Raw genomic sequence first — 12,810 nt, forward strand, 5'->3', positions numbered from 1 at the left:
ACTTAAATCAATCAACTACTCAGCTGATCACCTTAAAACCTTAAGTGCTTAACTGTTAATCCATTATTTATAAGTTGTTTAAGCGATTCTATACCTACCTTTAAATGCGTTTCTACATATGATCCGGTAACTTTCGAGTCGCTTTCGCTGGTCTTAACGCCTTCAGGTATCATCGGCTGGTCAGACACCAGTAACAACGCTCCTGTAGGGATCTTGTTAGCGAAGCCAGTTGTAAAAATAGTAGCCGTTTCCATATCTACCGCCATAGCCCGCAATTGCTTTAAGTATTTTTTAAATACTTTATCGTGCTCCCAAACCCTGCGGTTGGTGGTATAACAGGTACCGGTCCAGTAATCCAATGAAAAATCGCGAATGGTAGTTGATATCGCTTTTTGCAGCGCGAAGGACGGCAGCGCAGGCACCTCGGCGGGTAAATAATCATTGGAGGTCCCCTCGCCTCTTATAGCAGCTATCGGAAGTATCAAATCACCCACATTATTCTTGCGCTTTAAGCCGCCGCATTTACCTAAAAATATTACAGCTTTTGGGTGGATGGCGGTAAGCAGATCCATTACTGTAGCAGCAACCGAACTACCCATCCCAAAATTAATGATGGTAATGCCATTAGCAGTAACGCTTTGCATCGGCTTATCTAAACCCATAATCGGGGCATTATCATTCCATTCAGAAAATAGCTGAATGTACTTTGAAAAGTTGGTGAGGATAACGTAGTCCCCAAACGCCTCCAATGGGCGGCCCGTATAACGCGGTAGCCAGTTGGTTACAATGGCCTCTTTCGTTTTTAATCCGGCCCTTACAGGGCTTGTTACTTCTTTTACCTTTGGCTGGGTCGTTCCCACCTTTTTTACGTCTAATTCTTCGTTCATAACATCTCTTTTTTAACAACAAACCCCGACTATAGCCGGGGTTCATTTAATATTGCAATAAATATAGCCGTAGCTTATTCACGTTTTGTTAAGCCACTTTTAACTTTTTAAGGTCAGACTTTTCAAATTTTTCTCTCGCGTAGTCAACGGTTATGGTCAGCTTTTTGATGTCCTTTTTCGAAGGGAACTCAAACATAGCATCTATCATAATTGCCTCACAAATAGAGCGTAAACCACGCGCACCTAATTTAAATTCCATCGCTTTATCTACAATAAACTCTAACACGTCATCCTCAAAATCAAGTTTAACGCCCTCATATTCAAACAATTTTTTGTACTGCTTTAATAATGAGTTTTTAGGTTCAGTAAGGATATTAAACAGGGCCTCCCTGTCAAGCGGATTAAGGTAAGTTAACACCGGCAAGCGGCCTATCAGTTCAGGTATCAAACCAAATGATTTCAAATCCTGCGGAGTAATATACTTATACAGGTTTTTAAGATCAAGCTCTGCCTCGTTACCTTTTAACTTGTAACCAACAGTTTGTGTGCGTAAACGGTTAGCAATTTTTCTATCAATGCCGTCAAATGCGCCACCGCATATAAACAATATGTTGCTGGTATTTACAGTGATCATTTTTTGGTCGGGATGTTTACGGCCGCCCTGAGGTGGTACATTAACCATTGTTCCTTCCAATATTTTTAATAATGCCTGTTGCACACCCTCGCCAGATACATCACGTGTTATAGAAGCATTATCGCTTTTACGTGCAATCTTATCAACTTCATCAATATAAACCATGCCTCTTTCGGCCATAGCAACATCGTAATCAGCTGATTGTAAAAGGCGGGTTAAAATACTCTCAACATCCTCGCCAACATAGCCGGCTTCCGTTAAAACAGTGGCATCGCAAATACAAAACGGTACGTTAAGCACTTTAGCCAATGTTTTAGCTAAAAGCGTTTTGCCGGTACCTGTCTCGCCCACCATTATGATGTTTGATTTTTCTATCTCAACCTCGTCTTTATCTATCCGCTGGTTAAGCCTTTTGTAGTGATTGTAAGTAGCAACCGACAAAATTTTCTTTGCATCATCCTGACCTATAACATATTGATCAAGGTGAGCTTTTATCTCGGCTGGTTTTAATATTGCCGGGGTGGACGATGAAGTTTTTACTTTACGCACCTTCAGTTCCTCGGCTAATATTTCATTAGCCTGGTTAACACATTTATCACAAATGTGTGCATCAAGCCCTGCTATCAGCATAAGGGAGTCCTGCTTGCCTGCGCCGCAGAATGAACACCTTATTTCTTTGCTGTTTTTATTCATTGTGATTTATAATGATAACAAAGTTAAACAATTGGTTGGTATAAAGCAATTGATGAGTAAGTGGTAAAGGTTGATTAAGAGAACGATTGGTCTAATCATTCACTTAATCAACATTATAACCTATTCACTATTAATCAAATTACTTTGATTTTGTTTTAGCTCCTTTTAAAATCTCATCTATCATACCAAATTCTTTGGCTTCTTCAGAGGTCATCCAGTAATCACGATCAGATGCGTCATGTACTTTTTCATATGATGCACCGCTATGATCTGCAATGATCTGGTATAATTCTTTCTTCAATTTGGTAATCTCGTGATATGATATTTCAATATCAGATTGCTGCCCTTGCGCGCCGCCAGATGGCTGATGGATCATTACACGCGAATGTGGTAACGCTGCACGTTTACCCTCGGCACCTGCACAGAGTAATACCGCGCCCATTGAAGCAGCCATGCCTGTACAGATAGTTGCAACATCATTTGAGATTAACTGCATGGTATCATAAATGCCTAAGCCTGCGTATACAGATCCGCCCGGAGAATTGATGTAGATCTGGATATCGCGTTTGGCATCTGCAGATTGTAAGAAAAGCAGCTGCGCCTGTATAATATTAGCGTTTTGATCATAAATGGCATCGCCTAAAAATATAATGCGATCCATCATCAAGCGTGAGAAAACATCCATCGCCTGAACGTTAAGCTGGCGCTCCTCTAAAATATAGGGCGTCATGCCGGTAACGGCAGGTACGGTTGTAATACCCGATGGCGTACGGTTTACCTGACCTATAAATTTATCTACGTAAGTGCTGCTGATGCGGTGGTGTTTAACAGCGTATTTTCTAAATTCGTTTCTATCTGGATTACTATTCATGTGTATATGTATTTACTGTTTGGGTTTACGGCGATGCCGCGATAAATATAGTTTTTAGTTGAATATTATTTTAATGATAAAGTTTGTTAAAAGTAAAAATTAGAGCATGATTTATAGGATTAAGGCATATAAGATTAATTGTACAAGCGGACATTAAAATCCTTTAATCCAACAACCCATGGTTAAACAACAAAGGCATCCTTTCGAGATGCCTTTGCTTAAAATATTTGTTAAAATTACTTATTGCGCTAATTCCTTAAACGCATCATAGGTAATCTCCTTATTATCTAAAGTAATTACGCTTTTTATGTAATCAATAGTTTTAAGCGCTTTTACTTCTTCAAATACTTTATTGGCATTCTCTTTATTTTGCAGGTACTGCACGGCGTACTGGCTTAACTGCTCGTCTGTAAGCGCCTGTGGGCTATACATCCTGAACTGTGCATCAAGACTTACTTTTGCCGCTGCTAAAACCTCCTCGTATTTTATCTCGAGTTTGTTATCCTTAATTATTCTGTTTTCTATCAAGGTCCACTTAAGGTTCTTAGCAAAATCTGCATAACCACCTTGCAATTCTTCTTCGGTCAGTTTTTCGTTGGTTGCTTTTAACCAACGCTTTAAAAACTCATCAGGCAATTCAAAATTTACTTTTTCAAGGCTGTAGTTGTAGATATCGTTTTGCAATTTGCGTTCAGCATCTTGCTGCATCATGCTTTCCAGCTCCTCAGTAATTTTTGCTCTGAAACCGGCTTCGTCTGTTACGGTACCTGCACCAAATAATTTGTCAAAGAACTCCTGGTTCAAATCACCCTCTTCTAAACGGTTAATGTTTTTAACAGTTAGCTTGAAGTTTGATTTAACCTGCTCTGCTTCTGCTTCGTCAATACCTAAAATAGCCGCGATTTTTACCGCATCGTTATCATAAGCTTTCTGAATATCAAAAGTCAATTCATCATCTTTTTTCAAACCAATTAATGAAGTTTTAACGGCCTCATCTTTTATCTGGTCTAAACGTACAGATGTTGTATTTATAATGCCTTCATCAAAAACAGAACCATCCGGAGAAAGCTGCACTAACTGCGCATAAAGCACGTCATCATCTGCCGATACGTCAGGATTTGTCATCTTGCCATAGCTACGACGGATATTTTTGATACGTTCTGCTAAAGTAGTCTCGTCAACTTTAATAACGTATTGTGTTAACGTATCTTTTGAAGAAAAATCAAGATCAAACGCAGGAGCCAAACCAATCTCATAGTTAAACTCAAACTGGTCATTAAAATCCCAGTTATATTCTTTTGCTTCGTCAACTTTAGGTAACGGCTGGCCTAAAACTTCTATATTTTGCTCGGTGATATAGTTGTTTAATGTATCAGATAACAGGTTATTGATCTCATCAACCAGGATGCTTTTGCCATACATTTTTTTGATATGGGCCGGTGGCACCATACCCGGACGAAAACCGGGCAATTTGGCTTTTTTGGCTTGGTCTTTTATTGATTTGTCAACACGCTGCTGATAATCGGCAGGGTCAATATTAATTTTTAAAACTGCATTCAGGTTATCGATCTTTTCCTGTGAAATATTCATGTTCGGTATTTTAAATTAAACGCCCCGAAATTTAGGTCCGACGCTCATGCATCGTCAAAATTTCGAGGCGCAAAAATAGGAATTTATTTTTAAGAATTTACATACACTTCCATATCGTAATGCGCTATGAGTATCAAATACTTTTATATGATTATTCTACTTTAGTAAGTGATAATGCACCCGTTTTGCTTTTCTTTATCGTTGCAGGGCTTCCTTTATATTTGATATCGCTGGCACCTGTACTATGGATATTTAGTTGACTTAACACATTGATCTCGCAATCGCTTTGGCCGGATGTCTCTATTGAGTAGTTGCCAACCACTAAATCAAATGCATGCAGGCTTCCGCTGCCGCTTAACTCAATGGTGTGTGAGCTGGCCTGACCCTTTAAGGTAATCTCATTTACACCACTTCCATTCGTTTCAATATTTGATGCTGCAACATCCAGGTTTACTTTTGTGGCCCCTGATAAATCAAGATCCAGATCGCCCAGGTTAAGACGGCCACTTGAAGCTATTTCAACCGCTCCGGAGGCAGAAATGGCTTTAAGGTTTCGAACGCCGATAGTTATAGTAATTTCTTTTGAGCTGCATATATTTTTGTTATCCGTGGATATCTTTAATTTATCTCCGCTCATATCTGTTTTAACAATGCTTATAATGTTATCGTCGGAAGTTATGGTAACCGAGTTAGAACTGTCCTGAACGAGGGTAACATTAAAGCTTCCGGCAATATCCAGCTTTGTAAACTCGGCAACCTTTCGTTTATCCGTCGCCTCTTTCCCCGAACCCTCAATACATCCTGTTTTGCAGCTATGTATTGCGATTATTAAGACCGAGAAAAATATTATGCAGATAGATTTGTAGCGTGTTTTCATATAGGTAAGTTATAGTTCAAACTCAACGTTTGTTAGTCGCTAATGTTTGTTGAGATGACGGGCGAGGATTTTTTATATAAAGATATACAACGTTTACCTAAAAGGTAAAAAAAGCTGCCCGTTAACAGGCAGCTTTTAGTGGAATATATATTGAACTTTTGCAAAAGTGATATTAAAGGCTGGCAATACTTAAAGTATCAGACATAGCTACTACTGATTGTGGCAGTGGGGTAGTTATTTTTTCGATACGGTTTGTTGTTGCCAGGTATGTTCTGTTTACAGTTGATGAGCGACTGTAGTTAAGTTGGTAGTCATCAATTGTTCCGCTAATGTCGGCTTTTGCACGATCATTTATAGTGAACTTTGCAGCAAACGCATCGACGTTAAGCTCAGCAATTGCGTTGTTGTTTAACTCTACTGCCAGGTCAAGCGACGAAAATCTTCCAAAAGATTTAACAATTACGTTATCAGATGCAGAGATGGCGCGCAGATCAGTAACTGTTATTTCTATTACCAATTTTTCGGCTTTGTAAGATGATACACGTAAAACGCCGTTTTCATTTTGGATCAGTGCATTTTGGTTATAGTATTCGTCAAATACCTTTACGCCATCTTTATCACCATTGGTAATATGGATCTCAACATTACCGTGTGCTTCAATGCTTGTAATTGGTTTAACGTTGCCTAAAACTGTAACGTTGTTGTTAGTTTTTGTGTTGGCAAAAGTTGCGCTTGTAGTAGCTATAGTTAAAGTTACTAATGTTATCAGGGTTAAAACTTTAGTTTTCATTGTCTTAAATATTTTGAGTGTAATGCTTTTTATTATTTTTAAATACACCCATATGACGACCTCATCCGAAAAACGTTACAGCCAGATAGTGTATATTAGACAACGTGCGGGTTTTTCTCGGTGAACGCGTGAAATACGTCGGCGAATTTTTTAGGAAAAGGATTGTTTCAGGTAGAATTTGACCGTAAAAAGAGCAGTCTTGCCTGGTTACAGATAGTATTTTTCTCCGTTGAACCTTATTTTTCCGGCATCCAATAAGAGCCTGATGGTGTCAAGTATTTCTTTTTCGCTGCCATTTTTAATTGAGCTCACCAAAGTATCAAGGTCTGTTGGTGAATCACTAAGCAATTGAGCAATATCATTTGTAATTTCATCCCTCATGTCGGCTGCAGAATACTTTCTCTTCTCTTCCAAACAAACATCACATACTCCGCATTTACCTGCGCCCGGCTCATCAAAATAAGCTAATAAAAGCTGACTGCGACATTGCTTGTGCGATGCGTATGCAAAAACTGCTTCCATCTTACGTTGATACAAAGCTTTGCGCTCTTCTATATAAACTTTGTTAATGTAAAGCGTTTGCTGCCGTGGCTTTATAAAAGTTAACTGTGGTTGATCATTTTGCGGAAAATAGTTTACCAGTCCATATTCTGCTAATTGCTTAAGCCCTTCAATAACCTGCTGAACGCTGAGGCCGCTTCGCCGGGAGATATCAAACTCCCTCAGGCTTACATAACTTTCAAATGCTCCGCCGTATGATCTTAAGATCGATTTTATAAAAGCATCCCAACCCTGGTTTTGGATCTGAAAGTTATACAGCGTTTCGTGATCCACGTCAAACCGAAAACGGGAAGGCAAAAAAGCACATTCGTTAAAGCTGATGTATTCATCTTTTTCTAAAAACTTTAAAGCATTGAGCGTTTTTATAACATCCAATTTAAAACGTGAGCAAAAATCGCCAAGATCTAAATCAAAGCTTACGCCTGCTCCTGCACTAAAAGCTATATGGTAGTAACTGCCTAAATGATTATATACTTTCTTAATTTCGTCTACAGAGGGGAAACTCAACTCAAACTTTTTCAGCATTTTAAACCTATCCGCCTGGTTATAGAGCAATACAGCGTAGGCTTTAAATTCATCTCGCCCCCCCCTGCCTGCTTCTTGATAATAAGCTTCTAAACTTTGTGGTACATCCTTGTGCACAACAAACCTAACGTCTGGCTTATCAATTCCCATCCCAAAGGCGTTAGTAGCAACTATAACCCGCGTTTGGTTACTCTTCCAGCTTTCTTGTTTTTTCGCGCGCTCATCAGGTGTTAGTCCGGCATGGTACATATCGGCCTTTACGTGGTTATCCATTAAAAAACGCACTAATTCAGCGCATTCCCGCCGTGTTTGCACATAAACAATTCCGCTGCCTTTAACATTATTTACAACTTCGAGCAGTTTGCGAAGTTTATCTTCATCCTGCCGCACAACGTAGGCAATATTCTTGCGCTCAAAACTCTTGGTAAAAACAGCGGGATTTTTAAAAAGAAGTTTTTGCTGAATGTCTTCCCTTACCTCCAGCGTGGCCGTTGCTGTTAGCGCCAAAACGGGTACATGTGGATGCAGTTCGCGCAGGTCTGCTATATGCAAATACGGCGGCCTGAAATCGTATCCCCATTGGGAGATACAATGCGCCTCGTCAACCGCAAAGAGATTGACATTCATATACCTGATCCGCTCGCGAACCAATTCAGATAACAAACGTTCGGGCGAAAGATACAGGAACTTAACACCGCTATATATGCAATTATCCAACGCAATATCTACTTCGCGTTTACCCATGCCCGATACGATAGCTATAGCGTCTATGCCTTTAGCCTTCAAATTCTCCACCTGATCTTTCATTAAAGCTATCAACGGAGACACTACAATACAGATCCCCGCTTTGGCCATAGCCGGAACCTGGAAACATACCGATTTGCCGCCCCCTGTTGGCAGCAGCGCCAATGTATCATAACCCAACAAAACCGATTGGATAATGTCTTCCTGCATTGGGCGGAAGCTGTCGTGGTTCCAATAGGTTTTAAGGATTTGTTGAATGGTCATTTTATTTGTGGTGCCTTCAAAACTATTAAAATGTATCAATAGTTTTAACTTAGCAGCTATAAATAAGAAACGATGAAGATACTGCCTTTATATATTGTTCTGTATTGCTATTTCTCTTTCCGCCACCGCCCAAACCAAATGGAATGTGGAAAATCCGCCGGGTACCTCAAAAAAAGTTACTATCACTACTGATGAAGGTACATGGATGAATGTGGATGTTAGTGCTGACGGTAAAAGTATTGCCTTTGATCTGCTTGGTGATATATATACTATACCAATTGCGGGCGGCAAAGCAACCCTGCTTTCGGGCGGCAAATCATGGGAGGTGCAGCCACGTTTTAGCCCTGATGGTAAATTCATCTCTTTCACAAGCGACAGGGATGGCGGTGATAACATATGGATAATGAACGCCGATGGCAGCAATAAACACGCAGTTACTAAAGAAACTTTTAGATTATTAAATAACGCATCATGGACGCCTGACGGGCAATACTTGGTTGCGCGTAAACATTTTACAGGTACCCGCTCATTAGGCGCAGGCGAAATGTGGCTTTATCACAAAACCGGTGGCGAAGGCGTGCAGTTAACCAAACGCAAAAACGACCAGCAGGATGCGGGAGAACCTATTGTCTCGCCCGATGGGAATTATGTTTATTGGAGTGAGGATGTAACCCCCGGGCCGACATTTCAATATAACAAGGATCCCTATGGGGGTATTTATGCTATAAAGCGACTTGATAGAACAACAGGCGACATTGAAACGGTAACAGGCGGTACCGGCGGCGCATGTCGCCCACAATTGTCGCCGGATGGTAAGTTGATGGCATTTGTAAAGCGGTCGCGGTTAAAGTCAGTTTTATATCTGCGCGACTTGGGAACGGCAGAGGAATGGCCTGTTTATGATGACCTATCGCACGACCAGCAGGAAACCTGGGCCATTTTCGGCACTTACCCAAATTTTAACTGGACTCCGGACGGCAAACACATTATATTTTATGCTAAGGGGAAAATATGGAACCTGGATATAGATGCTGCTACTACATCCCAGATCCCTTTTGAGGTAACATCAACCCAAACAATTACCGACGCGCTTCATTTCCAGCAAAAGGTTTACCAGGAAGAGTTTACGCCGAAAATGATAAGGCAGCTTACCACCTCGCCGGATGGCAAGTTCGTGGCGTTTAGCGCAGCTGGCTATATTTATATAAAGGAATTGCCCAAAGGCGAGCCGGTAAGAATAGATACTTTAAAGGATTTTCAATATGATCCATCTTTTAGTCCGGATGGCAAGTCGCTTGTTTATGTATCATGGAGCGACGAGCTTAAAGGCGCAATAAACAGCATTGACCTGGCCACTAAGCAGGTAACGCGTATCACTACAGAAAAAGGTTTTTATTATACGCCAAGGTTTTCTAATAAAGGCGATAAATTAATCTACCGCAAAGGCGTGGGCAGTGAGGTTTTGGGCTTTGCGTTTGGCGGCAATCCCGGGGTTTATATTATGCCGGTTAAAGGTGGGCAACCCCAACTCATAAGCAAGGTGGGTATAAACGCACAGTTCTCTGCGGATGACAGCAAGATCTATTATCAAACCACAGAGAACGGCAATAAGGTTTTTAAGGTTATGGATGTTAGCGGTGCACGTCAGCAAACACTTTACACCTCGAAGTACGCTACTCAGTTCGCGCCAAGCCCGGATGGGAAGTGGATGGCTTTTACAGAGCTGTTTAACTGCTATTTAACCCCCATGGTTAACACCGGCAGCCCGCAGGAACTTTCTGCTACTAACAAAGCTCTACCCCTAAACAAGCTAACCCGCGATGCAGGCACTTATATCCATTGGAGCAAGGATAGTCAAAGGTTGATGTGGAGCCTGGGACCGAGGTACTTTACCCGCGACATTAGGAATGCGTTCCCGTTTGCTGAGGGCGGTACTGACAAAACCCCACCGATTGATACCATAGGAGTTGATATTGGCCTGAAACTAAAGACCGACCTACCCCAAGGCAAAATAGCATTTACCAATGCGCGCATTATTACCATGAAGGGCGACGAGGTGATAGAGAACGGGGTTATCCTGATAGATCAGAATAAAATTGTAGCTGTGGGCAAAGCAGCTGAAGTACAGGTGCCGGCTGACGCAAAGGTTTATGATGTATCGGGTAAGACCATTATCCCCGGCCTTGTGGATGTACACGCCCATTTAAACCCAAGCCCGGATGGTATAAACCCGCAGCAGGATTGGAGTTACTACGCCAATTTGGCTTATGGCGTAACCACCGCTCACGATCCATCAAGCAATACAGAAATGGCCCTGAGCCAATCTGAAATGCTAAAAGCGGGCAATATGGTTGGCCCAAGGGTGTATACCACAGGAACAATATTATATGGCGCAGACGGTGATTTTAAAGCCGTTATAAACAGCCTTGATGATGCCCTATCGCACCTGCGAAGGCTAAAGGCAGTTGGTGCATTTTCTGTCAAGAGCTATAATCAGCCGCGCCGTGAACAGCGGCAGCAGGTAATTGAGGCGGCCCGTTTGCTGCAACTTGAAGTTGTGCCCGAAGGAGGTTCAACCTATTTTACCAATATGAACATGATACTGGACGGCCACACCGGTATTGAACATAATATACCCGTTTGGCCGGTTTACAAGGATGTTAAAGCGCTTTGGAACGGCAGCAAAACGGGCTATACACCTACCCTTATTGTTGCCTATGGCACCCAGTTTGGCGAGAACTATTGGTATGACCGCACAGAGGTTTGGAAGAACGACAGGCTCCTTACTTATGTGCCACCATCTATTGTTGATTCGCGGTCACGGAGACGGGGTACGGCTGAGTACGGCGATTATGGCCATATAGAGGTGTCAAAATATGTTAAGCAGATAAGCGATGGCGGCACCAAAATCAACTTAGGCTCGCATGGGCAGTTGCAGGGTTTGGGTGCGCATTGGGAACTGTGGATGCTGGCCCAGGGCGGTATGTCGCCAATGCAGGTGCTGCGTAGTGCGACTATCAACGGCGCAGCCTACCTTGGCATGGATAAAGAGATAGGATCATTAGAGAAGGGCAAACTGGCTGATCTGGTCATCATGAACCAAAACCCATTGGATGATATCCGCAACAGCGATAACATTAAGTATGTGATGGTAAACGGGCGCTTATATGATGCAGAGACCATGAATGAAACGGGCAGCGGCAATAAATTACGCATGAACTTTTGGTGGCAACAAGGCCATGGCAGCGGCATTGTATTACCAGTTAACAATAAAGAAACCTATCAGTACACCAGTGACAGCAGTGATTAATGGAGTGTTGCAAAAAATATGCGTTCCCTATGCAACAAAAAGTTAATTAATTGATAATTAATGTGTTAAATTTATTTTTTACAACTACTTATTCGTCAGGAAAATCAACCATATGCTTACCATAAGCGACTGATTATCAAGGTGCTGAAAAATTAAAAAATTGGCGCTTTTTTGACATTTTTAGCAACACTTTAGCAACAAAAAAGCAACAGTTTAGCAACACTTTTTATGGGGGATTAACTGCTCCCCTTATTTCGCTAAAGTATACTCGCCCGATACATTGGTGTCACTCATGGTTTCGCGCAATGATGCTCCATCCTCTGATTGATATATTTTGTTCATCATTTCCATCACGCGTGGGTTTGCAGTCGCGTCGTCTACCTCCTTGCCATTTACAACAACTTTCATACTGTTTAATGATTCCGCATTAGCCTGCAAAGTGTAATTTATAACCGATTTGCTGTTAATAAACGATTTTAAGTTTTTTAAAGGAATAGCAATCTCGCAGGTATAAGTTTCCCTGTCAGTTAGATAGCTGGCAGCCATTATGCCGTAATCATTATAAACAGAAATGACGTCCTCGCTGATATCATTCAGATTTTTTACGCCGATGGTTTTAAGTGAAGCGGCCATAGCACCATTTATCGCCTTGAAATTCATAGCTGTAGTATCTTTCAACATTTCGACGATGGCGAACCTGTTAGATTTGGCGAGTGCCAGATAGGTAATAATGCCACGTGCATTTTTATCTGCATTAGTGGTATTTGTAAGTAACAGGCTTATACCCCCGGCAAAAATCTTATTCATTGCGCGCCTGTTTCCGGCTTGTATAATTAGGTACAGATTCTGCTCATCGTTTGCCAGAGTATAGAATAAACCGGTAGCGCTGTTATAGGCTTTAAAATCGCCCCACTCCGCGGCTTTACCATCAATTTTCACATTTGCGGGTGCTTTAAAGCTTACTTCCTGTTTATTGGGTAGTTTTTGGGCCTGTGCGTTTATAAATATCACGCCAGTTAACAAGAATAAAATAAATTGTTTCATGATAAGGTTTAGGTAAAGTC

9 protein-coding genes are annotated in these 12,810 nt (G+C 41.4%); 1 reads left to right on the forward strand and 8 read right to left on the reverse strand.

From position 1 onward, the window contains the following. Nucleotides 1-32: 32 nt before the first annotated feature. The 7 genes from ACVW2L_RS08995 to ACVW2L_RS09025 all read right to left on the reverse strand — a co-directional run bounded on the left by ACVW2L_RS08995 (nucleotide 33) and on the right by ACVW2L_RS09025 (nucleotide 8,436). Nucleotides 33-887 carry an AMP nucleosidase gene (locus tag ACVW2L_RS08995; protein ID WP_457127631.1) on the reverse strand — a complete coding sequence of 285 codons (855 nt, stop codon included), beginning with the start codon at nucleotides 885-887 and terminating at the stop codon, nucleotides 33-35. A gap of 88 nt (nucleotides 888-975) precedes the next feature. Next, the gene (gene clpX / locus ACVW2L_RS09000) at nucleotides 976-2,214 is read right to left on the reverse strand and encodes an ATP-dependent Clp protease ATP-binding subunit ClpX (protein ID WP_457127632.1); all 1,239 of its coding nucleotides are present in this window, start codon (nucleotides 2,212-2,214) and stop codon (nucleotides 976-978) included. A 139-nt stretch (nucleotides 2,215-2,353) separates the two neighbouring features. Then, entirely contained in the window at nucleotides 2,354-3,085 is a 732-nt protein-coding gene (locus tag ACVW2L_RS09005; protein WP_457127633.1) for an ATP-dependent Clp protease proteolytic subunit, read from the reverse strand. A 240-nt stretch (nucleotides 3,086-3,325) separates the two neighbouring features. Then, nucleotides 3,326-4,675 (reverse strand): trigger factor, encoded by a 1,350-nt coding sequence (tig, locus tag ACVW2L_RS09010; protein WP_457127634.1) that lies wholly within the window; start codon nucleotides 4,673-4,675, stop codon nucleotides 3,326-3,328. Between the two features lie 151 nt (nucleotides 4,676-4,826). After that, a complete protein-coding gene (locus tag ACVW2L_RS09015; protein WP_457127635.1) occupies nucleotides 4,827-5,552 on the reverse strand; it encodes a head GIN domain-containing protein in 726 nt (241 codons plus the stop codon). Nucleotides 5,553-5,724: 172 nt separating this feature from the next. Further along, entirely contained in the window at nucleotides 5,725-6,342 is a 618-nt protein-coding gene (locus ACVW2L_RS09020; RefSeq protein WP_457127636.1) for a GIN domain-containing protein, read from the reverse strand. A 207-nt stretch (nucleotides 6,343-6,549) separates the two neighbouring features. Further along, nucleotides 6,550-8,436, reverse strand: a complete 1,887-nt coding sequence (locus ACVW2L_RS09025) for a RecQ family ATP-dependent DNA helicase (protein ID WP_457127637.1) — start codon at nucleotides 8,434-8,436, stop codon at nucleotides 6,550-6,552. A 145-nt stretch (nucleotides 8,437-8,581) separates the two neighbouring features. Between ACVW2L_RS09025 and ACVW2L_RS09030 the strand changes: the two genes are divergently transcribed. Next, a complete protein-coding gene (locus tag ACVW2L_RS09030; RefSeq protein WP_457127638.1) occupies nucleotides 8,582-11,746 on the forward strand; it encodes an amidohydrolase family protein in 3,165 nt (1,054 codons plus the stop codon). Between the two features lie 249 nt (nucleotides 11,747-11,995). Here ACVW2L_RS09030 and ACVW2L_RS09035 read toward each other — a convergent pair whose 3' ends face one another. Then, entirely contained in the window at nucleotides 11,996-12,790 is a 795-nt protein-coding gene (locus tag ACVW2L_RS09035) for a hypothetical protein (protein ID WP_457127639.1), read from the reverse strand. Nucleotides 12,791-12,810: the final 20 nt, after the last annotated feature.

Source organism: Mucilaginibacter sp. HD30 (assembly GCF_054061755.1).